This is a genomic window from Streptomyces sp. NPDC058665, from assembly GCF_042714995.1.
GTDB lineage: Bacteria > Actinomycetota > Actinomycetes > Streptomycetales > Streptomycetaceae > Streptomyces.
The window spans coordinates 73101-97478 of the sequence record NZ_JBHXRX010000034.1 but is presented as its reverse complement, the minus strand read 5'-3'; the positions used below and the strand labels follow the sequence as shown (position 1 = coordinate 97478).

Genomic DNA, 24378 nt, shown 5'->3' with positions numbered 1-24378 from the left:
GCGTAAATCACGCCGTCCGGGCATGACCCCGGAGCGGCACCCGGACACCGACCGCAACCCAGCTACCCCTGCTGCTCCCGCGAAGCGCGCTCCGCCTCCTCCTCCGCCTCCATCTCGGCGAAGACGTCAATCGGTGCCGGGGCCTTCGCCAGGAATACCCACGTCAGATAGACCGCCAGCAGGAACGGCGGGATCTTCAGGGACACCAGTACCCAGCCCAGCTGCGTCGTGTCCGCCCACCAGTACAGCGGGAAGAGGATCGCGCACTTCGCGAGGAGGATGAACCCCCACGCGTAACTCGCCTTCGTGTACGCCGACTTGCGCCCCGGGTTCCGCGTACGCCAGGACAGGTTCTCCTTGAAGACCGGCCCCAGGATCAGCCCGATGAGCGGCACACCCGCGACGCTGGTGCCGATGTACGCGACGGCCAGCCCCAGCGTGTACAGCATGCCGGGCAGATAGAAGTCCTTCGCGTTGCCGGTCATCATCGCGAAGACCACGCCGAAGGCGACCCCGAAGACGCCGCTGAAGGCGTGCTTCACGGTGTCGCGGCGGATCAGCCGGACCGCGACCAGGAGCAGCGAGACCGCGAGCGCGGCGATGGCCGAGACGTGCAGGTCCTTGTTGATCGTGAAGATCGTGACGAAGAGCAGTCCGGGGACGACCGTCTCCACCATTCCGCGTACGCCGCCGAACGCCTCGAAGAGCGCGGCCTCGGTCACGGCCCTGGCCTCTGCGTCGGTCTGCGGGTCGGCGCCCTCGGGCGCACGGGAAGACACGTTGGGGTCTGTCGTCGCGGGCTTGTCGATTGACGTCACCGGCTACTCCTGTCCGAGCGGTCGGAGTTCGTATTTGGGGTTGAACAGCACCCTACGGCCGTGGCTCATGGAGATCCGGCCTGATGCGATGAGCTTGCGGCCCGGTTCTATGCCCGCGATGGAGCGCCGTCCCAGCCACACCACGTCCAGCGGCGCGGTGCCGTCGAACAGCTCCGCCTCCAGCGCGGGCACGCCGGCCCGCGGACGCAGGGTGACCGTCCGCAACGTACCAGTCACCTTGACGATCTGGCGGTCGCCACAGTCACTGATCCGTGTGCAGCCCGAGGCCTGCGCGTCCTCCCGCAGCTCCTCGGACTCCAGATCCTCCTGGGAGCTGGAGAGCCGGTCGAGCATCCGGCGGAAGCGGCCGGTCGGCTTCTCAGCACTCATGGCTGAAGCGTACCGGGGTCCGCGGTGCCCGGATCATCGGTCGAACCGGTAGCCCATGCCGGGCTCGGTGACGAAGTGCCTGGGGTGCGAGGGGTCCGCCTCCAGCTTGCGGCGGAGTTGGGCCATGTAGACGCGCAGATAGTTGGTCTCCGTGCCGTAGGAGGGCCCCCAGACCTCCTGGAGGAGCTGTTTCTGGCTGACGAGGCGGCCGGTGTTGCGTACGAGGACCTCCAGCAGGTGCCACTCGGTCGGGGTGAGCCGTACGTCGCGGCCCTCCCGGTTCACCTTCTTGGCCACGAGGTCGACGGTGAAGCCCTCCGTCTCGACCATCGCGACGCTGTCGTCGTCGCCGGAGCCGACGGGCTCGGCGCGGCGGACGGCCGCGCGCAGCCGGGCGAGGAGCTCGTCCATGCCGAAGGGCTTGGTGACGTAGTCGTCGGCGCCGGCGTCCAGCGCCTCGACCTTCTCGTCGGAGGTCTGGCGCGCGGAAAGTACCAGGATCGGTACGCGGGTCCAGCCGCGCAGGCCCCTGATGACCTCGACGCCGTCCATGTCGGGCAGTCCGAGGTCGAGCACGACGACGTCGGGGTGGCGGGCGGCGGCGAGTTCCAGGGCGCTCGCGCCGTCGGCGGCGGCGTCGACCTCGTACTTGCGGGCCTTCAGGTTGATCACGAGCGCGCGCACGATCTGCGGCTCGTCGTCGACCACGAGCACCCTCACGGGCCCTCGGGAGTCTCCCGTGGCGGGAGCCATGGTGGCCTGCCTTTCTGCTGTGCCGCCGGTCATGAGACGACGTGGGCGGGTAGTTCGGGGCCGGTGGGCGCGAGGCCCGGTACGGCCGTGAGATCGAGGACCATGGTGAGTCCGCCGCCGGGGGTGTCCTCGGCGGTGAGGGTGCCGTCCATGGCGTCCACGAAGCCGCGGGCGACGGCGAGCCCGAGGCCGACGCCCGCTCCGCGCGGGGCGTCCCCGTGGCGCTGAAAGGGCTCGAAGATGCGTTCCTTGGCCTCGTCGGGGACGCCGGGGCCGCGGTCCACGACGCGTACCTGTACGCGGGCGCCGAGTGAGCTGGCCGCGACGGTGACGCGGGTGCCGTCGGGGCTGTACTTGACGGCGTTCTCGACGATGTTGGCCACCGCGCGCTCCAGCAGGCCGGGGTCGACGGCGACCATCGGCAGGGACTCGGGGATGTCCAGGACGACGCTGCCCTCGGGTACGCCTCCGAGGGCCATGGGGACGACCTCGTCGAGGTCGATCACGCGGATGAGCGGGGTGACGGTGCCGGTCTGGAGCCGCGACATGTCGAGGAGGTTGCCCACGAGGTGGTCGAGGCGGTCAGCGCCGTTCTCGATGCCTTCGAGGAGTTCGGCGTGGTCCTCGTCGGACCATTCGACGTCGTCGGAGCGGAGCGAGGTGACGGCGGCCTTGATGGCGGCGAGCGGGGTACGCAGGTCGTGGCTGACGGCGGCGAGCAGGGCCGTGCGTATCCGGTTGCCCTCGGCGAGCCTGCGGGCGTCCTCGGCCTCGCCGACGAGCCGCTGGCGGTCGAGGACGACGGCGGCCTGGGCGGCGAAGGCGGAGAGCACCCTGCGGTCCTCGGCGGGCAGCACCCGGCCGGAGAGCGCCAGCGCCATGTGGTCTCCGACGGGCATGTCGACGTCCGCCTCGTCGGGGCGGACGACGGGCCGGGGCCCGACGCTGCCCGCGCAGGTCCACGGGTCGACGTCACTGGTGCGCTCCAGCAGTGCCACGGACTCCATGGAGAACGTCTCGCGTACACGTTCCAGCAGGGCGTCCAGCGTCGTCTCCCCGCGCAGCACACTGCCGGCCAGGAAGGACAGGATCTCGGACTCGGCCCGGAGTCTGGCCGCCTGATGGGTGCGGCGGGCCGCGAGGTCGACCACGGAGGCCACGGAGACGGCCACCGCGAAGAAGATCACGATGGCGACGATGTTCCTGGGGTCCTGGACGGTGAGGGTGTGGGTCGGCGGGGTGAAGTAGAAGTTCAGCAGGAGCGAGCCCACGGCGGCCGACGCGAGGGCCGGGCGCAGTCCGCCCAGGAGCGCGGCGAGGACGGTCAGGAAGAGGAAGAGCAGGACGTCGTTGGCCAGGCCCAGGGTGTCGTCCAGGGCGGTGAGCAGCAGCGTCAGCAGGACGGGGGCGACGACGCCGGCCAGCCAGCCGGAGATTATCCGGGAGCGGCCGAGGCGGGCCCCGTGCGCGACGGGCAGTCCGCGGCCCTTCGCGACCTCTTCGTGGGTGACGATGTGGACGTCGAGGTCGGGGCCGGACTCACGGGCGACGGTGGCGCCGACGCCGGGCCCGAAGATGTACTGCCAGGCCTTGCGCCGGCTGGAGCCGAGCACGATCTGGGAGGCGTTGACGCCGCGTGCGAACTCCAGCAGCGCCGAGGGCACGTCGTCCCCGATGACGTGGTGGAAGGTGCCGCCGAGGTCTTCGACGAGCTTGCGCTGGACGGCCAGTTCCTTGGGCGACGCGGAGGTGAGGCCGTCGCTGCGGGCGATGTAGACGGCGAGGATCTCGCCGCCGGAGCCCTTGGCGGCCATGCGGGCGGCGCGGCGGATGAGGGTACGGCCCTCGGGGCCGCCGGTGAGGCCGACGGCGATGCGCTCACGGGCCTGCCAGGTGGTGCGGATGTTGTGCTCGCCGCGGTACTGCTGGAGGTACTCGTCGACCCGGTCGGCGGTCCAGAGCAGGGCGAGCTCACGCAGGGCGGTGAGGTTGCCGGGGCGGAAGTAGTGCGAGAGCGCGGCGTTGACCTTGTCGGGCTGGTAGATGTTGCCGTGCGCCATCCGGCGGCGCAGCGCCTGGGGCGACATGTCGACCAGCTCGATCTGATCCGCCCGTCGGACCATCTCGTCGGGGACGGTCTCCCGCTGCCGTACGCCGGTTATCGACTCGACGACATCGCCGAGTGACTCCAGGTGCTGGATGTTGACGGTCGAGACGACGTCGATGCCGGCCTGGAGCAGTTCCTCGACGTCCTGCCAGCGTTTGGGGTTGCGGGAGCCCGGCACATTGGTGTGGGCCAGTTCGTCCACCAGAGCGACGGCGGGGTGGCGCTCGATGACCGCGTCGACGTCCATCTCGGTGAAGACGGTGCCGCGGTGCGGCAGCTCCCGGCGGTGGACCTGTTCGAGCCCCTGGAGCATGACCTCGGTGCGTGGCCGGTTGTGGTGCTCGACGAACGCCACGACGCAATCGGTGCCGCGCTCGACGCGCCGGTGCGCCTCGGAGAGCATCGCGTACGTCTTGCCGACGCCCGGTGCCGCGCCCAGATAGATCCTCAGCTTGCCGCGTCCCATGGCCCCATTGTCTTCTCACCGGGCCGCTGCGTCCCCTCGCGGCTCTTGTCCGAAACTACAGCCAAGGATGCCGCCAAAACGGACATAAGCCGGCACCGGGGTCCGTCTTGACACGATTCTGACGGGCCTGGGCCTAGTCCGCTGGCTCGTGTTCCACAAGGTGGCCGTCGGCCAGTTCGACCACCCGGTCGGCGAGGCCGAGGAGCTGGGCGTCGTGGGTGGCCACGAGCGCGGTGACGCCCTCGCCGCGTACGACGGCGCGCAGCAGTTCCATCACCGCGAGGCCGGTCTCCGCGTCGAGCTGTCCGGTGGGCTCGTCGGCGATCAGCAGGGCCGGCCGGTTCGCGAGGGCGCGCGCGATGGCCACGCGCTGCTGCTGGCCGCCGGAGAGCTCGCCGGGCCGTTGCGCGGCGTGGTCGCCGAGGCCGACGAGGGCGAGCAGCAGTGCCACCCGCTCCTCGCGCTCGCGCGGGTCTGCCCTGCGCAGCCGCAGGGGTACGCCGACGTTCTCGGCGGCCGTGAGGACGGGGAGCAGTCCGAAGGACTGGAAGATGAAGCCGATACGGTCGCGGCGCAGGGCGAGCAGGCCGCTCTCGCCGAGCGAGGCGAGGTCGGTGCCGTCGACGACGATCCGGCCCTCGTCCGGGGAGTCGAGGCCCCCGACGAGGTTGAGCAGGGTGGTCTTGCCCGAGCCCGAGCGGCCCTTGAGCGCGACCAGCTCCCCGCGCGGCACGGTGAGGGACACCCCGCGCAGCGCGTGGACGGCCGCGGCGCCGGTGCCGTACGAACGGTGCAGACCGGTCACCCGCACCATGGGCTCCACCGTCCCGGCGGCGCCGACGGCATCGGCGGTGCTGACGCTCTCGGTCATGAGTCTTCCCCCGTACGGTTCCGGTCCCCCGGGCGTCAGTATGTGCACGCCGCACACGGCCGGGCAACGGTCCTGGCCCCCGGACACCGGTGAACAGCGGTGGGCCGCGCTCCCGTCAGGGGAGTACGGCCCACGGCACATGTCGGGGCGTCTCCGGGCGTCCCCGGAGAGGGTGACCCTCGGGTCAGCGCACCTCGGTGATCTCGGGGCCCCGCTGAAGCTGCCCCATGCCACCGGCGAAGCGGGAACCTTCCTGCTCCTCGGCCTGCTGAACGCCCTCGGCCACCATCTGCGCGTCGTCCGGCAGCTTCAGGACGATCGGGTCACGGGGCGCCATCGGGCCCTCGCCACGGACGACGACGGTGTCCCGGAAGATCTGCTCCAGCAGCCCGGCGGCGTCGGGCTGCACCGCGCCCTGCCCGGAGATCACTCCGCGCAGGAACCAGCGCGGCCCGTCGACCCCGATGAAGCGCACGAGCTGTACGCCACCGGTGCCGTCCGGCAGCTGCACCGGCACCTGGGCCCGCAGCTCCCAGCCGAGCGGCCCCTCGACCTCGTCGATGATGCCGCCCTGCTGCGTGATGCCCGAGGCGATCTCCTCGCGCACCTCGCTCCAGATGCCCTCCTTCTTGGGCGCGGCGAAGGCCTGGAGCTGGACGGCGCTGTCGCGTACGACGACGGTCGCCGCGACGATCGCGTCGCCCGCGACCTCTACACGAAGCTCCATTCCGTCGACCCCGGGCACGAAGATGCCGCCCAGGTCGACCCGGCCCTCGTCGGGCTTGGAGACCTCGGAGATGTCCCACGGCCCGTCGGGCCTGGGGGCCGGGGGAAGATTCACCCGGCGGGGCTTCTCGGCCCCTGCCTCCGTGTCATCGGCGTCGATGTCGTCGACGACCTGCTCGGCCTCGCCCGCCGTGTCATCGGCGGTACCGCTCTTCTTGCGACGTCCGAACACGTCACTGTCCTTCCCGGTCGGATACGACCGATGCGTATCGATTCCCGCCCTGTGAACCGCCCACCGCGGCATGACCTCCGGTGGACCCGAAGCCCCCCTCGGCCCGCGCCGAGCCGGGAAGCTCCGCCACCTCGTGGAAGCGCACCTTCTCGACCTGCTGGACGACCAGTTGAGCAATCCGGTCGAACCGCTCGAACCGCACCGTCCCGCGCGGATCGAGATTGACCACGATCACCTTGATCTCCCCACGGTACCCGGCATCCACCGTCCCCGGGGCATTCACCAAGGCCACTCCGCAGCGGGCGGCCAGCCCGGATCGCGGGTGCACGAAGGCGGCGTACCCCTCGGGCAGCGCGAGGGAAACCCCGGTGGGCAGCACAGCGCGTTCGCCCGGAGCGAGATCGGCGGCCTCGGTGGTCACCAGATCGACGCCGGCGTCGCCCGGGTGCGCGTACGAGGGGAGCGGCACCTCCGGGTCGGTCCGGCGGATCAGCACGTCGACGGGCTTACGGCTCATGGGTTCACCTCGAAGGCGCGGGCGCGCCTGACCTGGTCGGGATCGGCCATCGCCGCCCGGATCTCCTCCGGGCGGCCGTTGTCGATGAAGTGGTCGACCTTGACCTCGACAAAAAGGGCGTCGGCGCGCAGCGCGACGGGCCCCTCGGGGCCGCCGAGCCGGCCGGTGGCGGAGCAGAAGATCTTCCGGCCGCTGACGGCGGTGACCTCGGCGGCGAGAAAGAGCACCGTGCCGACGGGTACGGGGCGGACGAAGTCCGTCTCCAGCTTGCCGGTGACGGCGACCACGCGCAGCAGCCAGTGCAGTGCGCCGAGCGACTCGTCGAGCGCGGTGGCGAGCACCCCGCCGTGCGCGAGGCCGGGGGCGCCCTGGTGGGCGGGCCGTACCGTGAACTCGGCCGTGATCGTGACGCCCTCGCCGGCCCTGGCCCGCAGACGCAGACCGTGGGGCTGCTCGTCGCCGCAGCCGAAGCAGTGCGCGTAGTGCGAGCCGAGGAGCTCCCCCGGGGCCGGGGCGTCCGGGTGCCGTACCGGCGCCGTCGCGCCGGCCGGAGGCGTCAGGGCCGGGGACCGGGCGGCGGAGCGGGGGCGGTTTCCCCCGGAGGGCACAGTACTCACAGCCGCAGACCTTACCCGCGCGGCTACCCGCCGGTCGCACCGTGCCAAGCTTGGCTCCATGGAGCATTCAGCCGCGCCTTACGACGAACGTCTCACCGCACCCGGTTCCTGGTGGGTGATCACCGCGCTCGTCGCTCTGTCGGGCGGTCTCATCGTGCTGCCGCTGGGCACGGTGCCGATGCTGGCGGCGGTGGTCGTGGCGGGGCTGCTGGCGGCTCTGGCGGTCAGCTCGTACGGCTCCGCGCGCGTGCGTGTGGTGGCCGGCTCACTCGTCGTGGGCGATGCCCGGATCCCGGTGACGGCCCTCGGCGAGGCGGAGGTGCTGGCCGGTGAGGAGGCGCGCGCCTGGCGGATGCACAAGGCCGATCCGCGCGCCTTCATGCTGCTGCGCAGCTACATCCCGACGGCGCTGCGGGTGGAGGTCACGGACCCGGCCGACCCGACACCGTACGTCTATGTGTCGACCCGGAGGCCGAGGGCGCTGGCGGCGGCGCTGGACGCCGTACGCAAGGGTGAGGGCGAATCGCGGGACACGGCCCACACGTCTTAGCGGCCGAGTTCCCTGGGGAGCTCAGGGGGCAGCACCTCGGGCTGCTCAAGAGGCGGCAGCGCGGGCAGGACGTCCCAGGAGACCTGGCGGGCGCGCAGGTCCTTGCGGATGCGCTCGGCGACCTTCTGGGTGTCACGCCGGTTCATCATCGCGCCGACGGCCGCCCCGATCATGAACGGCACCAGGTTCGGCAGGCTGCGGATCGTGCGCTTCATGATCTGCTGGCGCAGTTCGCGCCGCATCCGGCCGGAGAGTGCCGAGTTGAGCGTCGCGGGTTTCGTTATGTCGACGCCGCGCTCCTCGGTCCACGCGGTCAGATACGCGGTGCTGCGCTGCTTGAGATTGCCGGGCGGACGCAGGCCGTAGACCTCGTGCAGCTCGGCGATGAGTTTGAGTTCGATCGCGGCGACGGCCGTGATCTCCGCGGCCAGTTCGGCCGGCATCGCGGGCGGTACGGGCATCATCGCGGCCGCACCGATCCCGGCGCCGACCGTGGAGCTGCTGTTCGCCGCGCCCGCGACGAGTTTGTCGGCGAGCTCTTCGGGCCCGAGGCCCGGGAACTGCCTGCGGAGCGTGGCCAGATCACGGACGGGAACGCGCGGGGCGTTGTCGATGATCCGGTCGGCGAGGTGCGCGAGCCCGGCCCTGGCGCTCGCGCCGCCTTTCTGTATGCCCCGTCTTACCTTGCCCAGGCGGCGGACCCCGGTCACGGGCCCTTCGTGGTCGCCCCGGGCGGCTGCGAGCGAGGCCTGGAGGCCTCGCCCGTCGTCGCCGGATACGCCGGGCTGAGGCAGGAGAGCGGAGTGCTCGGCAGGCCTGGTGCCTTCTGCCGGGCCCGAGCCGCTCCGGTACGCCTCCGGTGCGTCCGCGCGCCGGAAACGCCGTTTCCTGGACGGTGTGTCACCTGCCACGACCGACCGCTCCTCAGTCGCAGTCGCGGCAGATCGGCTGACCGTTCTTCTCCCGGGACAGCTGGCTGCGGTGGTGGACGAGGAAGCAGCTCATGCAGGTGAACTCGTCGGCCTGCCTGGGCAGTACACGAACCGACAGCTCCTCGTTGGAGAGGTCGGCCCCGGGCAGTTCCAGTCCCTCGGCCTGCTCGAACTCGTCCACGTCGACCGCGGACGTCGACTTGTCGTTCCGACGGGCCTTCAGTTCCTCAAGGCTGTCGGAATCGACGTCGTCATCGGTCTTGCGTGGGGTGTCGTAATCCGTTGCCATGTCGCTTCTCCCCCTCTGGGTTTCATCGGTGTCTCAGCGCACGTAACGCGTGAGAGGCCGGACTTGTGCCCGACCTGAGGCGGAGATTTTGCCTCACATCAAGGTCTGTTACTCAATCGACACCCAACCGGACTCTTCCCGAGTGATCGGCGTTGGGTGCGAACCGGACCGTACACGGTCCGAATGTCGTACTTCACGGGCGCCACCCCGTGTACTTCCCGTGATCCCGACCCCTGGAAACCCGGATTTTCCCGGCTTTCCGTCAGGGGCTTGATCACAGAGAGTGCGAGGCTTGAATTCGCCCCTGTGATCGATCACACACGGACCAACCGGGAACGCTTCCCGAAAATTCCGCGCAAAGCGAACTTCGCTCCGATCAGGAGCGAAAGTTCAGACCGGCAGAGTGACACGCATCACGAGCCCGCCTCCCTCGCGGGGCTCCGCGATGATACGGCCCCCGTGGGCCCGCGCGACCGAGCGGGCGATCGACAGGCCGAGACCCACGCCCTTGTCGCTGCCCGTCCGCTCCGTACGGAGGCGCCGGAACGGCTCGAAGATGTTGTCGATCTCGTACGCGGGAACGACCGGTCCCGTGTTCGACACCAGCAGCACCGCCTGACCGTGCTCCACGGTGGTCGTGACCTCGACCCAGCCCGCCTCCCGCACGTTGTAGCGGACGGCGTTCTGTACGAGGTTGAGCGCGATCCGCTCCAGCAGGACGCCGTTGCCCTGGACGACCGCCGGTGACCGCTCGCCGCGGATCTCGACGCCCTTCGCCTCGGCCTCGGCGCGCGTCTGGTCGACCGCGCGGGTGGCGACCTCGGCGAGATCGACGGGCTTGCGCTCGATGAGCTGGTTGTCACTGCGGGCGAGCAGCAGCAGGCCCTCCACCAGCTGCTCGCTGCGTTCGTTGGTGGCCAGCAGCGTCCTGCCGAGCTGCTGGAGCTCCACGGGCGCCGCCGGGTCGGAGAGCTGGACCTCCAGCAGCGTGCGGTTGATCGCCAGGGGCGTACGCAGTTCGTGGGAGGCGTTCGCGACGAAGCGCTGCTGCGCGGTGAAGGCCCGCTCCAGGCGCTCCAGCATCTCGTCGAAGGTGTCGGCCAGCTCCTTCAGCTCGTCGTCCGGGCCGTCGAGCTCGATCCTGCGGGCCAGGTCGCTGCCGACCACGCGGCGGGCGGTGCGGGTGATCCGGCCAAGGGGCGACAGGACGCGGCCGGCCATCGCGTAACCGAACGCGAAGGCGATGATGGAGAGCCCCGTCAGGGCGAACAGCGAGCGGGTGAGCAGATCGTCGAGAGCCTGCTGGCGCTGCGCCGCCATGCACGCCTTGAGTGAGTTGTTCAGCTGGTCGTTGTCGGCCGCCTGGTTGAGACTGGGACAGGTGGGGCTCGTCAGCTGGACATTGACGCCGGTCACCTTCAGGGTCAGCTCGCTGCCCTCGTTGATGGCCTGCGCCGCCAGCAGATAGATGATCGAGAGCAGCAGGATCCCGGCGATCAGGAACATCCCGCCGTACAGCAGCGTCAGACGTATCCGGATCGTCGGCCGGACCCAGGGCAGCTGGTCCTGCCTCCTCGGGTCCCAGGTCGGCTTCGGGGGCACCGTGGGCGGCGCCGGGGTGGTTGCCACGGGCATCAGATCCGGTAACCGGAGCCGGGCACGGTGACGATCACGGGCGGCTCGCCGAGCTTGCGGCGCAGCGTCATGACCGTGACGCGCACGACATTGGTGAACGGGTCGGTGTTCTCGTCCCAGGCCTTCTCCAGCAGCTGCTCGGCGGAGACCACCGCGCCCTCGCTGCGCATCAGCACTTCGAGGACGGCGAACTCCTTCGGCGCGAGCTGGATCTCCTTGCCGTCCCGGAAGACCTCGCGGCGGTTCGGGTCGAGCTTGATCCCCGACCGCTCCAGGACGGGCGGCAGCGGGACGGTCGTACGGCGGCCGAGCGCCCGTACGCGGGCCGTCAGCTCGGTGAAGGCGAACGGCTTGGGGAGGTAGTCGTCGGCGCCCAGCTCAAGGCCCTCGACCCGGTCGCTGACGTCGCCGGACGCCGTGAGCATGAGCACCCGCGTGGGCATGCCCAGCTCGACGATCTTGCGGCAGACGTCGTCGCCGTGGATCAGGGGGAGGTCGCGGTCGAGCACGACGACGTCGTAGTCGTTGACACCGATCCGCTCCAGGGCCGCGGCGCCGTCGTACACGACGTCGACGGCCATGGCCTCCCGGCGCAGCCCGGTGGCCACCGCATCGGCGAGCAGCTGCTCGTCCTCGACGACGAGTACGCGCACGTCGCTGTCCTTCCTCAAGGGCCCACCGCCGGAGAACCGGGGAACCGGGCAGGTCGTAGCACTGGCTGTGCGGGCCCATCCTGCCCGCTACGTGCATAAACCGGCGGTAAGACAATGCCGACCGCTCGGCATACGGAAGGAATACGCAAGATTCTTGAATGTGGGGAGGTTTCTGGTGGAGTCGCCCTGGGGATGACGAGTGCACACCCGAGATCACGCCCTTCACGTGGCATGCCACTACCCGCTCTGTCCCCCAGAGGGAGTGGTGCGTGATCGACAGCCGTCGGCACTTCCAGGTGCCACTTGACCACGACGCCGGCACACCCCCGTGCCATCGACCCACGCCGAGGGGGCGCAATGGACGCATTTACCGCAGGTCTTCTGCAGCGTATAAGGGCCACGGAATCCGATCTCACACGGGCTCGTGAGACGGGCGACGACTTCCTCGCGGAGGTCGAGCAGGAAGAGCTTGAGGACCTGCACCGCCTCGCCGCGGAGCACGGCGTTCAGTTCGGCGCCGCGAACGTGTGACCCGTACGGGAAGGACCCCGGCGCCATGGGACGGTGCCGGGGTCCTTTCCTGTCCGGGGCCGGCGGGACGGTCTGCCGGGGCCGCGGCGGGCGGTCAGTCGTGCCAGGCGCCGTACTCCTCCAGCAGCGCCTGGAGCGGTTCGAAGACGCCGGGGACGGCCGCCACCGTGAGGTCGCCGTCGGCCGGGGCGCCGGGCCGGCCGCCGGTGAGCGCGCCCGCCTCGCGTGCGACGAGGTCGCCGGCCGCGAGGTCCCAGGGGTGCAGCCCGCGCTCGTAGTAGCCGTCGAGCCGGCCCGCGGCGAGATCGCAGAGGTCGACGGCCGCGGAGCCGCCGCGCCGGATGTCGCGCAGCTGGGGGATCAGCCGGGTCGCGACGGCCGCTTGGTGGGTGCGGACGGCGGTGACGTAGTTGAAGCCCGTCGAGACCAGCGCCTGGTCGAGCGGCGGCGCCGGACGGCAGGCCACCGGACGGTCGTTGAGGAACGCGCCGCCGCCGAGCACGGCCCGGAAGGTCTCGCGGCGCATCGGGGCCTCGACGACGCCGACGAGGGTCTCACCGTCCCGTTCGGCGGCGATGGAGACGGCCCAGGTCGGCAGTCCGTACAGGTAGTTGACCGTGCCGTCGAGCGGGTCGATCACCCAGCGGATGCCGCTGCTGCCGGGCGAACTCGCGCCCTCCTCACCGAGGAACCCGTCGTCGGGCCGCCTCTCGGCCAGGAAGCCGGTGATCAGTTTCTCGGCGGCGATGTCCATCTCGGTGACCACGTCGATCGGGCTGGACTTCGTCGCGGCCACGCCCAGGTCGGCGGGGCGGCCGTCGCGCAAGAGCGCCCCGGCCCGGCGAGCGGCCTCCAGGGCGAGGGAGAGCAGTTCTTGGCTGAGGGGGTCGGTCACGGGCAGGTCACTCCTCGGGAGGGCACCGGGCGATGCGACGGGCGTCGGGTGGGAGGGCGTCAGGCGTACGGGCTGTCGGCGCCCGCGGCGGCCGGGCGGGGCGTCCTCGCGGGGCAGCAGCCGACCGGGCAGACGTCGTGGCTCGGACCGAGCGCCCCGAGCGCGCACCGCTCCGCCGCGAGCCCCCGCTCGGTCGCCGCGCGCTCCAGGAGCAGATCGCGTACGGCGCCGACGAACCGCTCGTCGGCCCCCACCGTGGCCGAACGCCGGACGGGCAGGCCCAGTTCGGCCGCCTTGGCCGTGGCCTCGGTGTCGAGGTCGTACAGCACCTCCATATGGTCCGAGACGAACCCGATGGGCGCCATGACGACCGCCGTGGCCCCCTCGGCGCGCACGGCCTCCAGGTGGTCGCAGATGTCGGGCTCCAGCCACGGGATGTGCGGCGCCCCGCTGCGCGACTGGTAGACGAGCTGCCAGGGGTGCTCGACGCCGGTCTCCTCGCGCACCGTGTCGGCGATCAGCCGCGCCACGTCGAGATGCTGGGCGACGTACGCGCCGCCGTCGCCGTGGTCGTCGACCGGGCCCGAGGTGTCGGCGGCGGCCACCGGGACGGAGTGGGTCGTGAAGGCGATACGCGCCCCCGCGCGGACGTCCTCGGGCAGGTCGGCGAGGGAGGCGAGCACGCTCTCTGCCATGGGCCGTACGAAGCCGGGGTGGTTGAAGTAGTGCCGCAGCTTGTCGACACGGGGCGGCTCCAGGCCCTCATCGACAAGCGTCGCGAGCGCGTCGGCGAGGTTCTCGCGGTACTGGCGGCAGCCGGAGTACGAGGCGTAGGCGCTGGTGGCGAGGACGGCGACACGGCGTCTGCCGTCCCTGGTCATCTCCCGCAGGGTGTCCGTCAGATAGGGCGCCCAGTTGCGGTTGCCCCAGTAGACGGGCAGGTCAAGACCGTGCTCGGCGAAGTCCTTGCGCAGGGCCTGGAGCAGGTCGCGGTTGTGTCCGTTGATCGGGCTGACGCCGCCGAACAGGAAGTAGTGCCGACCGACTTCTTTGAGCCGTTCCTTCGGGATGCCCCGGCCCCGCGTCACGTTCTCCAGGAACGGGACCACATCGTCCGGACCCTCCGGGCCGCCGAAGGACAGCAGGAGAAGGGCGTCGTAGGGGGAAGTCGCACGCTGTTCGGGCATGCCTCGATCCTGCCATCCGCCACTGACGGCCCGTGAACCGCGGCACGCTCACGGGCCGCCGGACCGTAAGCTGTCTGCGCCTGTTCATTCCTTACCGCCAGTGCCCCGCGGCCGTACCGCCGTCACTCGCGACAGCGCCCACCGGAGCGACACGTGGCCAGTTCTTACCGCGCGATATTCGCCGCGCCCGGAACCAGGAGCTTCAGCGCCGCCGGTCTGGTCGGCCGGATGCCGCTGTCCATGATGGGCATCGGCATCGTGACGATGATCTCCCAGCTCACCGGGCGTTACGGGCTGGCGGGCGCGCTGGCGGCGACGCTGGCGATGTCCGCAGCCGGGATCGGTCCGCAGATCTCCCGGCTCGTGGACAGGCACGGCCAGCGGCGGGTCCTGCGGCCCGCCGCGCTGACCGCCTTGACGGCCGTCACCGGGCTGCTCGTGTGCGCCCAGCGGTCGGCCCCGGAGTGGACGCTCTTCGTCTTCGCGGCGGGCGCCGGCTGTGTGCCGAGCGTGGGGTCGATGGTCCGGGCGCGGTGGGCGGAGCTCTACCGGGGGTCGCCGCGCGAACTGCACGCCGCGTACTCCTGGGAGTCGATCGTCGACGAGCTGTGCTTCATCTTCGGCCCGATCATCGCGATCGGTCTGTCCACGGCCTGGTTCCCTCAGGCGGGGCCGATGCTGGCCGCGCTCTTCCTGGTGGCCGGTGTCTTCTGGCTGACGGCCCAGCGGGCCACCGAGCCCGTGCCGCACCCGCGTGAGCACCACACCGGGGGCACCGCGCTGCGCTCCCCCGGCCTGCGGGTCCTGGTGGTGACGTTCGTGGCGACGGGCGCGATCTTCGGCGCCGTCGACGTGGTGACCGTCGCGTTCGCGGAGGAGCGGGGCGACAAGACGGCGGCGAGCCTGGTGCTCGCGGTGTACGCGCTCGGTTCCTGCCTCGCCGGCGTCGTCTTCGGGCTGCTGGCTCCGCGCGGCAGCGCGTCCAAGAGGTGGCTGGTGGGAGTCTGTGCGATGGCCGTGAGTATGATCCCCCTCCAACTGGCCGGGAATCTGCCGATCCTGGCCGTGGCACTCTTCGTCGCCGGCCTCTCGGTCGCACCCACGATGGTGACGACCATGGCCCTCGTCGAAACGCACGTACCTCGTACCAAGCTCACCGAGGGCATGACCTGGGTCAGTACCGGTCTCGCCGTCGGGGTGGCGCTCGGTTCCTCCGCCGGGGGATGGGTCGTCGACGCCTCCGGGGCGCGGGCGGGGTTCGCTGTGGCCGTCGTGGCGGGAGTGGCCGCGGCCCTGGTCGCGCTGATGGGCCACCGCCGGCTGCGGGAGCGGCCAACGGATCGGGAGGGGCACGGGGCTGATGACCAACACCGGTACGGGCGGGGCGACGACGAGGTTCCCGGCGCACACCTGGCGTAACTGGGCGGGGAACGTGAGCGCGCGTCCCTCCCGCGTGTTCTCCCCCGCCTCTGTGGAGGAGCTGGCCGACGCGGTCCGTACGGCCGCCGCGGACGGGCTCCGGGTCAAGGCGGTCGGCACGGGCCATTCGTTCACCTCGGCGGCGGCCACCGACGGGTTGCAGGTACGGCCCGAACTGCTCACCGGCATACGTGAGATCGACCGGACGGCCGGCACCGTCACCGTGGCGGCGGGCACCCCGCTGAAGCGACTGAACGAGGCGCTGGCCAGGGAGGGCCTGTCGCTCACGAACATGGGCGACATCATGGATCAGACCGTCGCCGGCGCGACGTCCACGGGCACGCACGGCACCGGGCGCGACTCGGCCTCGATCGCCGCGCAGATCCGGGCCCTGGAACTCGTCACGGCCGACGGCTCGGTCCTCACCTGCTCCCCGGTGGAGAACTCGGAGATCTTCGCCGCCGCCCGGGTCGGACTGGGCGCACTCGGTATCGTCACGGCGATCACCTTCGGCGTGGAGCCGGTCTTCCTGCTGACCGCGCGCGAGGAGCCGATGTCCTTCGACCGGGTGACGGCGGACTTCGACGGGCTCGTCGCCGAGAACGAGCACTTCGAGTTCTACTGGTTCCCGCACACCGGCAACTGCAACACCAAGCGCAACAACCGCAGCGCGGGCCCGGCGGCCCCGGCCGGCGCGGTCAGCGGCTGGATCGAGGACGAACTCCTCTCCAACGGGCTGTTCCAGGTGGCCTGTTCGGTCGGGCGCGCGGTGCCAGGGGTCATCCCCTCGATCGCCAGAATCTCCAGCCGCGCCCTCTCGGCCCGTACGTACACGGACATTCCTTACAAGGTCTTCACGACCCCGCGCCGGGTGCGCTTCGTGGAGATGGAGTACGCCCTGCCGCGCGAGGTGGCGGTCGACGCGCTGCGCGAGGTCAAGGCCATGATCGAGCGTTCGCCACTTCGGGTGAGTTTCCCGGTCGAGGTGCGGACCGCGCCCGCCGACGACATCCCGCTGTCGACGGCGTCCGGCCGGGAGACGGCGTACATCGCGGTGCATCTGTACCGGGGCACGCCCTACCGCTCGTACTTCACCGCGGTGGAGCGGATCATGACCGCGCACGGCGGCCGGCCGCACTGGGGCAAGGTGCACACGCGGGACGCGGCGTATCTGGCCGGGGTCTATCCGCGCTTCGAGGAGTTCACGGCCGTACGCGACCGGCTGGACCCGGAGCGGCTGTTCGGCAATCCGTATCTGCGGCGGGTCATCGGCGGATAGCGCCGTCCGGTCTCAGCCGGACGGAACGGGCGCCGGCGCGGTGGCGGGCGGGGGCGGGACGGGGTCGCCCCCGGGGTCACCCGATCCGGTGTCCGGCTGTGATCCGGTGTCCGGCTGGGAGGTGCCGGGCGACGGGGCGGTCGAAGGGCCGCCGGGCTCCTGGGCGTTGGGGGTGTCCGGGCTCTGCTCGTCGCCCGGTGCGGAGGGGGTCGGGGCCGGGGCCGGAGTGCCGCCGGGGTCGGTGCCCGGGTCCGTACCGTCGTCGGAGGGGGCCGTTCCGTCCTTCGGCTCGGCCGGCTCGTCGGGTGAGGAGTCCCGGCCGGTGTCCCCGCCGCGTACGACGGAGCTGAAGGTCGTTCCCTTGCCGCCGCTCAGCTCCTGGCCGGCGGCCAACTCGTAGCCGGTGATGGCGACCATCGCGACGGCGAAGACGACGACGGCCGCGACGGCGGGCCGCTTCCACCCGCGTACCCGCGTGCCGTACGTGGTGGCTCCCCCGAACTCGCCCCGCGCGGGCGGCGACCCGGTGTCGTACACCTGGCGCGCCTTCGGCTTCACCTGGACCGAGACCTCGCGTATCTGGTCACCAGTGCGCCGGAACAGATGCTGGAAGAGCGGGCCGCCGCTGGTCGCGATCACGCTGACCACACCGGCGCCGATGATCGTGCCGTACACCCCGAGCTTGGAGGCGAACACGGCCGCCGCGACGGCGGCGAGCGCACTGCCCGCGACCTGCGGCACGCTCAGTTCGAGCCGTGGCGACGCGGTCCCCTCGCCGGTCCGGGTGCCCGGCTTCTGACTCTCATCCATCTCCGACCTCTGCTCGACCATCTGTGCCACCGTGCACCAAGAAGGAGCTTTTGAGCGAATCCGATGGTTCCGCTTGAGGAAATTATGTGAATTGGGACACTCGTACGGGATACGGACACCCCCTCAACTCCCATATCTCCGGAGAACTTCGGTGGCGTGGCAGTCCACCCCGATGGTCCGAATGGAGTACTGTGACGAGCCCTGGGGCCGGACTCCCTCACAGGCGTCCGGGTCTACGGGAGGGGGCCGAAGTGGCACTCGATCCGGCGGCGCGATGGCACCACACGGGCGCCTGCGACACAGCGTGACCAGGTCTGTCACTCTGCGTCGCAAATGGGCAACCGTGTCACGACGGCGTTCCAGGGCCCATGCCCGACACGCCGAACAACTCGGCAAGGTTGTGGCAGGCTGCACCCGGGCAAGTCACACTCGACCAGCGGAAGCAGCGACGCACGTGACGTCGGCAGGCACCACCCGGGAGGTCCCCATGCCCGAACTGCGTGTCGTGGCCGTCTCCAACGACGGCACACGACTGGTGCTCAAGGCTGCCGACAGCACGGAGTACACGCTCCCCATCGACGAGCGGCTGCGCGCGGCCGTACGGAACGACCGTGCCCGCCTCGGCCAGATCGAGATCGAGGTGGAGAGCCACCTCAGGCCCCGTGACATCCAGGCGCGTATACGGTCCGGAGCCTCCGCCGAGGAGGTCGCCCAGATGGCCGGGATCCCGGTCGACCGGGTCCGGCGCTTCGAGGGCCCCGTGCTGGCCGAGCGCGCCTTCATGGCCGAGCGCGCCCGGAAGACGGCGGTACGCCGCCCCGGCGAGAACACCGGTCCCCAGCTGGGCGAGGCGGTGCACGAGCGGCTGCTCATGCGCGGCGCCGAGAAGGAGACCGCGCAGTGGGACTCGTGGCGCCGCGACGACGGCACCTGGGAAGTCCTGCTGGTCTACCGGGTCGCGGGCGAGACGCACACGGCGAGCTGGACGTACGACCCGCCCCGGCGGCTCGTCCAGGCCGTCGACGACGAGGCGCGCTCGCTGATCGGGGAGACGGACGACTCGCTCGCCGTCGCCACGAAGGAGCCGAGCTTTCCGTTCGTACCGCGCATCGCGCGGCTGCCGAGGGATCGCGAACGGCCCCTCGACCGCGCGCTGGAACGGCAGACGGAGCGGCCGACGGCGGACCCGGACGAGGACACCAGCGAGCGCGACACCCTGACCAGCCTGCTGGAGGCGGTGCCGAGCTTCCGTGGCGACATGGTGGTCCCGGAGCGGCCCTCCCAGCCCGAGCCGCCGGCGATCGAGCCCGGTCAGGCGCCCGATGAGGAGGAGCCGGTGGCACCGGCCGCCTCGGCGGGCGCGGGATCGGCGTACGCGGATGTACTGATGCCGCGTTCGGTGGCGGGGCACCGCGACCGGCTGACCGGTACGACCGACCGTCAGGCGGAGGCCGACGGCGTACGGCCCAACCGCCGTGCCGCTGTGCCCAGCTGGGACGAGATCGTGTTCGGCACCCGCCGCAAGAAGCAGGACTGAGCGGGACAGATCGGCTGTGGGCCGGGGCCGTACGCGAAACGGGCGTACGGCCCCGGTCCATGACGTCAGCCGGTCCCCGTCACTGAGGGTCAGGACCTGTCGCCACCGGGCGCTCGGGGTCCGCCGTCCACTCCGACCAGGATCCCGCGTACAGCGCCGCCGGGATGCCCGCGATCTCCAGGGCCACCAACTCGTGCGCCGCCGATACCCCGGAGCCGCAGTAGACCCCGACCTCGGGGCCGGTGCCGTCGCCCTTCGCGCCCAGCGCCCTGAACCGGCCGGCGAGTTCGTCGGCGGGGAGGAAGCGGCCGTCCGGGCCGACGTTCTCGGCGGTCGGCGCCGAGACGGCGCCCGGAATGTGCCCGCCGACGCGGTCCAGCGGTTCCACGTCGCCCCGGTAGCGCTCGGCCGCCCGCGCGTCCAGCAGCAGACCGTCGCGGGCCAGCGCGGCGGCGCCGTCCGCGTCGAGCAGCGGGAGCGAATCGGGTACGGGGCTGAAGTCGCCCTCGCCGGGGGTCGGGATCTCGGTCGTCAACGGGCCGTCCCAGCCCGCGAGTCCGCCGTCCAGCACCCGTACGTCCTGGTGACCGGTCCAGCGCAGCATCCACCAGGCGCGGGCCGCGGCCCACCCCTGGCCTCCGTCGTAGACGACGACCGGTGTGCCGGCCGAGACGCCCGCGCGGCGCATCACCGCGCCGAACGCCGCCACGTCGGGCAGCGGATGGCGGCCCCCGGCGCCGGGCGGGCCGGACAACTCCGCTTCGAGGTCCACGAATACGGCGCCCGGCAGATGGCCGGCGTCGTACTCCGGGCGGCCGGGAGGGGCGCCGGGCACGTAGCGGACGTCGAGCAGGGCGGGCGGGCGGGGTCCTGCGATCTCGTCGGCGAGTGCGGACGCGGAGATGATGACTGTCATGGGCGCCATCCTCGCCTACCGGCAAGGGCGTTCGGCCTCGACCCGGTCGGTGAGGGCCCGACAACGTCGCGTCAATACCAAAACGGTCAACCTCATGCTGGATCGCGCCAAAAGCGGCGCGGCCGGGGCGCGGCTCCCGGCGAGAAATGGAACGATCTGTTCGGGCCCCCCACCGCGCAGTCCGGGGCGTGCGCCCCCTCCCCCGCCTGCCCGTCCCGATCGGGGCGGTCCGCGAATGATTCGAGAAGAGAGCGACGATGACCGAGGAAACGATCCGGCACACGCCCGGCACGCCTTGCTGGGTGAGTCTGATGGTGCACGGCCTCGGTGCGACGCAGGATTTCTACGGGGAGTTGTTCGGCTGGAAGTTCGTCCAGGCGCCGGGGTCCGAGCAGTTGGGCCCGTACGTGCGGGGCGTTCTCGACGGCAAGGTGGTCGCCGGGATCGGTCAACTGGCGCCGGAGAGGCGGCTGCCGCTCTCGTGGACGCCGTATCTCGCGACGGACGACGCCGACGCGACAGCCGAGGCGATCAGGTGCTGCGGCGGCACCGTCGGGGTGGGGCCGCTGGAGGCGGGCGGGGACGGGCGCCTCGCCCTGGTGTCGGATCCGGCCGGCGCGGTCTTCGGCATCTGGCAGGCGCAGGCGCACACGGGTACCGCCGTGGCGGGGGCGCACGGGACGCCGGTCCGCAACGAGCTGCTGATCCGCGAGACCTCGTGGGTGAGCGCGTTCTACCGGTCGGTCTTCGGCTACGACGTGGAGCGGGCCGGCGGGAACGGGGACGACACGCTGACCCTGCGCCTGGACGGGCACGCGGTGGCGGCGCTGCACGGGGTGGGCGAGGGCCGCCGCCCCGTACGCGGCGCGCACTGGATGACGTACTTCGAGGTGGACGACACGGACGCCGCGGCGCTGCTGGTCTCCGAGTTGGGCGGCCATGTGATCGACCCGCCGTGGGAAACACCGGCGGGGCGGGTCGCGACGGTGGCGGATCCGGAGGGCGCGGTCTTCAGCGTGGTGCGGTCGGCGGCGCGCTGAGTCGGGGGCGGACAGGACCCAGGGCTAGGGACCTACGGCGCTGGGGAGTTCCACGCTCCGCATCGCCGTACTGAACTCCCGGGACGTGGACCGGCCGGCGAACAGGTTGCCCACCTCGGTGCGCATGGGATCGCGCCAGGCCGGGTGCACGGCTCGCTCCCAGCTGAGGGTGTACTCGGGGGCTTTCCGTACCAGGTCGTACTGGAACCGGGCGAAGTCGGGGTACGGCGCGTGGCCGAGCGACTTCGCCGCGGCCGTCGTGGCGGGCACCTCGCCTGCCCGCAGCAGGGCCTTGCTGTGCGCCGTACCGGTGAACTCCTTGAGGAGGGCGACGGCGGCGAGCCGGTTCTCGGCGCGCTCGCTCATCGTCAGATAGCCGGCCGGGGTGCCCAGCAGGCTCTTCGGCTTCCCCTTGCCGTCCTCGACCACGGGGAACGGCACCCACCCCAGACTCCTGTCCGTGAACGCGGGGTACTTCCTTGCGAGTTCCGCGTGCTGCCCGGACTCCGCCAGGAGCAGACCGGCCCGGCCCCTGGCGAGAAGGGCGGCGGCCTCGCTGTCGGCGCCCGCCGCGCCGCCGTCGGCGCCGAACGTACCGCTGTCGAGCAGGGAGATGATCTCCTCTGCCGCGCGCAGGACGGCGCGGTCGGTCCACGCGCCGCTGTCCCCGGACCGGATGCGGTCGGCGACCTCGGGGCCGCCGATGCGCTCCACGAGGTACTCCAGCCATCTCGCAGCGGCGGCGGGGTCGGCCCCGGCCAGCGCGACGGGTATGACATCCGCGGTACGCAGCCGGGCTGCGGCCTTCTTCAGATCCGCCCAGGTGGCGGGCGGCCTGAGGCCGAGATCCGCGAACAGGGCACGGTGGTAGAACAGCACAACGGGCCGGGTGCCACGGACGGGGATGCCGAAGGGGCGCTGGTTGACGGCACAGCCGTTCAGAGCGCCGGGCAGCAGCCCCTCGCCGAACTCGGGATAGTCCTGGGTAAGGTTGTAGAGGTCGACCAGCCGGTGTTCCTCGGCGGAGACCCGGATGGCTCCGGCGCTCCAGGTGAAGAGAAGGTCCGGGCCACGGCCGCCGTCCAGTGCCGTCTCCAGCACGCGGGCGTACGACGACGAGGGGACGGCACGGAGTTCGGCCGTCGTCTCCGCTCCGGCTTCGCCGGGCGACTTGTTGAAGCGGCGGACCGTCGCCGCGTGGATCCCGGTGGCGCCGTCCTCGGGTACGAGGGCGACGAGCGGCGCGTCGGCGGCGGTGTCACTGTCGCTGTCGGTATCCGAGTCACACCCGGCCGCGCCGGCGGCAAGCACGGTGGAGGCTCCGGCGCCGAGGAAACGCCGTCTGCTCATGGACACGAGGGAGTGATCCCTTTCGTCAACCGCGGTGCGGTGGCCGCGGTGTTCGGGGCGGGAGCCGGAGCGGCCCGGCGCATGGTGGGCGCCGGGCCACCGCGGCTCCTGTCGGTCGCGGGACGTTGAAAACAGGTCCTAGCAGCCGTGCCACTGCCGCGAGCCGGTCATGCCCACATGAGTGTGGTCGTTGTGACCCGGGAAGCCCTGGCCGAGGATCTCCCTGAAGCCGGAACTCTTGGCCCCGTTGTGGAGCTGGCAGCGCCGGGCCTGGGTCCCCGGCATGTCCGCCGCGTCCCCGTAGGTGTGCCGGCTGCCCTGGACACCGCCCACGGCCGCGTTGCAGCTGTTCGAACGGAAACCGCTGGAGATCTGGATCGCGCCGCCGCCGGTCTTCGCGCGCAGCGCCTCCAGCTTCCACATGCTCTTGCGCGCGTTGGCCTTGGCGGCGGTCGCCGAAACCGCGCCGCCCGACCAGTTGGAGTTGCACTTGTTCCACTCGGCGTACGAGAAATGGATGGGCGTACAGTCCGAGTCCTGCAACGAGTAGATCTTGTCGACCGTCTGGCTGCCGGCGATCCCGTCGGCCTGAAGGCCGTACTGCTTCTGGAACTTACGGACCGCTTCCTTGGTGCGCCCGCCGTAGATCCCGTCGGTGGAGAGCACTTCGCCACTGTCCACGAACCCGGCGACACGGATCTGCAGACGCTCCACCGAGGTGCCCTGGCTGCCCTGCTGCAAGGGCAGGCCGGTGATCGGCTGACCGCAGTTGGACGCGGCGTGCGCGGTACCGGCGGTGACGGTCACACCGAAAACCGCACCTGTCGAGACCATGACAAGCGCGAGTACTGCGTGCTGAGCTCTTCTGAGCATGGCGACTCCTGTGTCGTAGGGGCGATTCACACGCTGTGGAGGGACGAACCGGGCAGCCGCGCGGCCGGACTGGATACGCCCGGAAGCGACAGGAGTGCCCCTGGCAGGCCGCCCAAGGGAGGAGCGGCGGCCCGCCAGGGAGTTACGGAACGTCATACGCGCCCACCACGGCCGGTTCAGCTCCGTACGACGGGCACAGTAGCCCGGCCCGATCGGTGAGTGTGCCGGTCGTTCACCCCACAAGGAACGGCCCGGCCACCGCGGCCAGCGAGTCTGCGAAGATCAGTGGCCGAGGTGCGCCGCGGGGCCGTCGGCGATCTCGACGGGCAGTACGTCGGGGGACAGCGCGGCGGCCCTCGCCGTGGCCGCCGTCATGCGGCGGCGGTGGTGGCGCCGGCACAGGACCTCGTAGCCGATCTCGTCCTCGGACTGACGCACGTCGCCGACCACCACCTGCGCGCCCTCGACCACCATCACCCCGCCGACGGTACGGGCGTTGTGCGTGGCCCGCGCCCCGCACCAGCACAGCGCCTCGACCTGGAGGACCTCGACGCGGTCGGCGAGTTCCACCAGCCGCCGCGAGCCGGGGAAGAGCCTGGTGCGGAAGTCGGTGGTGATGCCGAAGGCGAAGACGTCCAGGTCGAGATCGTCCACGAGCCGGGCGAGCTGGTCGATCTGCTCGGGCGCGAGGAACTGCGCCTCGTCGGCGATGACGTAGTCGCAACGGCCGCCCTGCGAAAGGCGGTCGACGATGTACGCGTAGAAGTCGAAGCCCTCGGCCGCCTCAACGGCGTCGGTCACCAGGCCGAGGCGGGAGGAGAGTTTGCCCTCGCCCGCGCGGTCGTCGCGGGTGAAGATCATGCCGAGGAGGCCGCGGGCCGAGCGGTTGTGCTCGATCTGAAGAGCCAGGGTGCTCTTTCCGCAGTCCATCGTTCCGGAGAAGAACACCAGCTCGGGCATGAGGAAGTGACGGCCTTTCGGGTCT

The 24378-nt window shown here is 71.3% G+C and carries 25 protein-coding genes; 6 read left to right on the top strand and 19 right to left on the bottom strand.

Translation table 11 applies throughout. The features are described 5' to 3' along the window. Positions 1-62 precede the first annotated feature (62 nt). The 8 genes from ACFWV8_RS22805 to ACFWV8_RS22770 form a co-directional block, all read right to left on the bottom strand. Positions 63-818, bottom strand: coding sequence for a DUF3159 domain-containing protein (locus ACFWV8_RS22805; protein ID WP_384205351.1), 756 nt, complete (start codon positions 816-818; stop codon positions 63-65). 3 nt (positions 819-821) lie between these two features. Beyond that, a complete protein-coding gene (locus ACFWV8_RS22800) occupies positions 822-1208 on the bottom strand; it encodes an OB-fold nucleic acid binding domain-containing protein (protein WP_189109070.1) in 387 nt (128 codons plus the stop codon). A 33-nt stretch (positions 1209-1241) separates the two neighbouring features. Continuing rightward, positions 1242-1961 carry a response regulator gene (locus ACFWV8_RS22795; protein ID WP_329380490.1) on the bottom strand — a complete coding sequence of 240 codons (720 nt, stop codon included), beginning with the start codon at positions 1959-1961 and terminating at the stop codon, positions 1242-1244. A gap of 29 nt (positions 1962-1990) precedes the next feature. Beyond that, a complete protein-coding gene (locus tag ACFWV8_RS22790; protein WP_384205346.1) occupies positions 1991-4534 on the bottom strand; it encodes a DUF4118 domain-containing protein in 2544 nt (847 codons plus the stop codon). Positions 4535-4667: 133 nt separating this feature from the next. After that, positions 4668-5405, bottom strand: a complete 738-nt coding sequence (locus ACFWV8_RS22785; protein ID WP_384205343.1) for an ABC transporter ATP-binding protein — start codon at positions 5403-5405, stop codon at positions 4668-4670. Between the two features lie 184 nt (positions 5406-5589). Beyond that, the gene (locus tag ACFWV8_RS22780) at positions 5590-6363 is read right to left on the bottom strand and encodes a DUF3710 domain-containing protein (protein WP_329380497.1); all 774 of its coding nucleotides are present in this window, start codon (positions 6361-6363) and stop codon (positions 5590-5592) included. A 1-nt stretch (position 6364) separates the two neighbouring features. Continuing rightward, on the bottom strand, positions 6365-6880 hold the full coding sequence (dut, locus tag ACFWV8_RS22775) for a dUTP diphosphatase (protein WP_384205339.1): 516 nt from the start codon (positions 6878-6880) through the stop codon (positions 6365-6367). Then, positions 6877-7497, bottom strand: a complete 621-nt coding sequence (locus ACFWV8_RS22770) for a PaaI family thioesterase (RefSeq protein ID WP_384205336.1) — start codon at positions 7495-7497, stop codon at positions 6877-6879. Before ACFWV8_RS22770 ends, dut begins: the two co-directional genes overlap by 4 nt. A gap of 58 nt (positions 7498-7555) precedes the next feature. Between ACFWV8_RS22770 and ACFWV8_RS22765 the strand changes: the two genes are divergently transcribed. After that, positions 7556-8047: a DUF3093 domain-containing protein gene (locus tag ACFWV8_RS22765; protein ID WP_384205333.1), complete on the top strand. Its 492-nt coding sequence runs from the start codon at positions 7556-7558 to the stop codon at positions 8045-8047. On the opposite strand, the gene ACFWV8_RS22760 is transcribed toward ACFWV8_RS22765, so the two are convergent. The 4 genes from ACFWV8_RS22760 to ACFWV8_RS22745 all read right to left on the bottom strand — a co-directional run bounded on the left by ACFWV8_RS22760 (position 8044) and on the right by ACFWV8_RS22745 (position 11556). Continuing rightward, positions 8044-8958, bottom strand: a complete 915-nt coding sequence (locus ACFWV8_RS22760) for a hypothetical protein (RefSeq protein WP_384205330.1) — start codon at positions 8956-8958, stop codon at positions 8044-8046. The two genes, ACFWV8_RS22765 and ACFWV8_RS22760, sit on opposite strands and share 4 nt — an antisense overlap. A gap of 13 nt (positions 8959-8971) precedes the next feature. Further along, positions 8972-9268, bottom strand: a complete 297-nt coding sequence (locus ACFWV8_RS22755) for a DUF4193 domain-containing protein (RefSeq protein ID WP_023538148.1) — start codon at positions 9266-9268, stop codon at positions 8972-8974. A gap of 390 nt (positions 9269-9658) precedes the next feature. Then, on the bottom strand, positions 9659-10897 hold the full coding sequence (locus ACFWV8_RS22750; protein ID WP_384205326.1) for a sensor histidine kinase: 1239 nt from the start codon (positions 10895-10897) through the stop codon (positions 9659-9661). Positions 10898-10902: 5 nt separating this feature from the next. Then, positions 10903-11556, bottom strand: coding sequence for a response regulator transcription factor (locus tag ACFWV8_RS22745; RefSeq protein ID WP_023538150.1), 654 nt, complete (start codon positions 11554-11556; stop codon positions 10903-10905). 357 nt (positions 11557-11913) lie between these two features. Between ACFWV8_RS22745 and ACFWV8_RS22740 the strand changes: the two genes are divergently transcribed. Further along, positions 11914-12087, top strand: a complete 174-nt coding sequence (locus tag ACFWV8_RS22740) for a hypothetical protein (protein ID WP_187280419.1) — start codon at positions 11914-11916, stop codon at positions 12085-12087. A gap of 94 nt (positions 12088-12181) precedes the next feature. On the opposite strand, the gene ACFWV8_RS22735 is transcribed toward ACFWV8_RS22740, so the two are convergent. Together ACFWV8_RS22735 and ACFWV8_RS22730 are read right to left on the bottom strand one after the other, a co-directional pair. Then, positions 12182-12982 (bottom strand): inositol monophosphatase family protein, encoded by an 801-nt coding sequence (locus ACFWV8_RS22735; RefSeq protein ID WP_384205323.1) that lies wholly within the window; start codon positions 12980-12982, stop codon positions 12182-12184. A gap of 59 nt (positions 12983-13041) precedes the next feature. Beyond that, entirely contained in the window at positions 13042-14169 is a 1128-nt protein-coding gene (locus ACFWV8_RS22730) for a ferrochelatase (RefSeq protein WP_384205320.1), read from the bottom strand. 153 nt (positions 14170-14322) lie between these two features. Between ACFWV8_RS22730 and ACFWV8_RS22725 the strand changes: the two genes are divergently transcribed. Both ACFWV8_RS22725 and ACFWV8_RS22720 read left to right on the top strand, forming a co-directional pair. Continuing rightward, on the top strand, positions 14323-15588 hold the full coding sequence (locus tag ACFWV8_RS22725; protein ID WP_384205315.1) for an MFS transporter: 1266 nt from the start codon (positions 14323-14325) through the stop codon (positions 15586-15588). Continuing rightward, positions 15530-16867 carry a D-arabinono-1,4-lactone oxidase gene (locus ACFWV8_RS22720; protein WP_384205309.1) on the top strand — a complete coding sequence of 446 codons (1338 nt, stop codon included), beginning with the start codon at positions 15530-15532 and terminating at the stop codon, positions 16865-16867. Before ACFWV8_RS22725 ends, ACFWV8_RS22720 begins: the two co-directional genes overlap by 59 nt. A gap of 12 nt (positions 16868-16879) precedes the next feature. On the opposite strand, the gene ACFWV8_RS22715 is transcribed toward ACFWV8_RS22720, so the two are convergent. Continuing rightward, on the bottom strand, positions 16880-17698 hold the full coding sequence (locus tag ACFWV8_RS22715) for a hypothetical protein (protein WP_384205303.1): 819 nt from the start codon (positions 17696-17698) through the stop codon (positions 16880-16882). Positions 17699-18164: 466 nt separating this feature from the next. On the opposite strand from ACFWV8_RS22715, the gene sepH reads away from it, so the two are divergent. Continuing rightward, positions 18165-19214: a septation protein SepH gene (sepH, locus tag ACFWV8_RS22710; protein WP_384205297.1), complete on the top strand. Its 1050-nt coding sequence runs from the start codon at positions 18165-18167 to the stop codon at positions 19212-19214. Between the two features lie 79 nt (positions 19215-19293). Here sepH and ACFWV8_RS22705 read toward each other — a convergent pair whose 3' ends face one another. Beyond that, complete coding sequence (locus ACFWV8_RS22705) at positions 19294-20130, bottom strand: sulfurtransferase (protein ID WP_384205292.1); 837 nt, start codon at positions 20128-20130, stop codon at positions 19294-19296. 257 nt (positions 20131-20387) lie between these two features. Here ACFWV8_RS22705 and ACFWV8_RS22700 point away from each other — a divergent pair, with 257 nt between their 5' ends. Further along, complete coding sequence (locus tag ACFWV8_RS22700) at positions 20388-21170, top strand: VOC family protein (RefSeq protein WP_384205290.1); 783 nt, start codon at positions 20388-20390, stop codon at positions 21168-21170. Between the two features lie 24 nt (positions 21171-21194). Here ACFWV8_RS22700 and ACFWV8_RS22695 read toward each other — a convergent pair whose 3' ends face one another. From ACFWV8_RS22695 to ACFWV8_RS22685, 3 genes are all read right to left on the bottom strand, one after another. Then, on the bottom strand, positions 21195-22520 hold the full coding sequence (locus ACFWV8_RS22695; RefSeq protein ID WP_384205285.1) for an ABC transporter substrate-binding protein: 1326 nt from the start codon (positions 22518-22520) through the stop codon (positions 21195-21197). A 138-nt stretch (positions 22521-22658) separates the two neighbouring features. Continuing rightward, on the bottom strand, positions 22659-23393 hold the full coding sequence (locus tag ACFWV8_RS22690; protein WP_384205279.1) for a D-Ala-D-Ala carboxypeptidase family metallohydrolase: 735 nt from the start codon (positions 23391-23393) through the stop codon (positions 22659-22661). A gap of 282 nt (positions 23394-23675) precedes the next feature. After that, positions 23676-24353: a thymidine kinase gene (locus ACFWV8_RS22685; RefSeq protein ID WP_384205272.1), complete on the bottom strand. Its 678-nt coding sequence runs from the start codon at positions 24351-24353 to the stop codon at positions 23676-23678. Between the last annotated feature and the right edge of the window lie 25 nt (positions 24354-24378).

Bases quoted from the DNA above. Each gene is read 5' to 3' on its own strand.
- ACFWV8_RS22800 (WP_189109070.1), bottom strand. From the start codon at position 1,208: ATGAGTGCTGAGAAGCCGACCGGCCGCTTCCGCCGGATGCTCGACCGG.
- ACFWV8_RS22795 (WP_329380490.1), bottom strand. From the start codon at position 1,961: ATGGCTCCCGCCACGGGAGACTCCCGAGGGCCCGTGAGGGTGCTCGTG.
- ACFWV8_RS22790 (WP_384205346.1), bottom strand. From the start codon at position 4,534: ATGGGACGCGGCAAGCTGAGGATCTATCTGGGCGCGGCACCGGGCGTC.
- ACFWV8_RS22785 (WP_384205343.1), bottom strand. From the start codon at position 5,405: ATGACCGAGAGCGTCAGCACCGCCGATGCCGTCGGCGCCGCCGGGACG.
- dut (WP_384205339.1), bottom strand. From the start codon at position 6,880: ATGAGCCGTAAGCCCGTCGACGTGCTGATCCGCCGGACCGACCCGGAG.
- ACFWV8_RS22765 (WP_384205333.1), top strand. From the start codon at position 7,556: ATGGAGCATTCAGCCGCGCCTTACGACGAACGTCTCACCGCACCCGGT.
- ACFWV8_RS22755 (WP_023538148.1), bottom strand. From the start codon at position 9,268: ATGGCAACGGATTACGACACCCCACGCAAGACCGATGACGACGTCGAT.
- ACFWV8_RS22740 (WP_187280419.1), top strand. From the start codon at position 11,914: ATGGACGCATTTACCGCAGGTCTTCTGCAGCGTATAAGGGCCACGGAA.
- ACFWV8_RS22730 (WP_384205320.1), bottom strand. From the start codon at position 14,169: ATGCCCGAACAGCGTGCGACTTCCCCCTACGACGCCCTTCTCCTGCTG.
- ACFWV8_RS22720 (WP_384205309.1), top strand. From the start codon at position 15,530: ATGACCAACACCGGTACGGGCGGGGCGACGACGAGGTTCCCGGCGCAC.
- ACFWV8_RS22715 (WP_384205303.1), bottom strand. From the start codon at position 17,698: ATGGTCGAGCAGAGGTCGGAGATGGATGAGAGTCAGAAGCCGGGCACC.
- sepH (WP_384205297.1), top strand. From the start codon at position 18,165: ATGCCCGAACTGCGTGTCGTGGCCGTCTCCAACGACGGCACACGACTG.
- ACFWV8_RS22705 (WP_384205292.1), bottom strand. From the start codon at position 20,130: ATGACAGTCATCATCTCCGCGTCCGCACTCGCCGACGAGATCGCAGGA.
- ACFWV8_RS22700 (WP_384205290.1), top strand. From the start codon at position 20,388: ATGACCGAGGAAACGATCCGGCACACGCCCGGCACGCCTTGCTGGGTG.
- ACFWV8_RS22695 (WP_384205285.1), bottom strand. From the start codon at position 22,520: ATGAGCAGACGGCGTTTCCTCGGCGCCGGAGCCTCCACCGTGCTTGCC.
- ACFWV8_RS22690 (WP_384205279.1), bottom strand. From the start codon at position 23,393: ATGCTCAGAAGAGCTCAGCACGCAGTACTCGCGCTTGTCATGGTCTCG.
- ACFWV8_RS22685 (WP_384205272.1), bottom strand. From the start codon at position 24,353: ATGCCCGAGCTGGTGTTCTTCTCCGGAACGATGGACTGCGGAAAGAGC.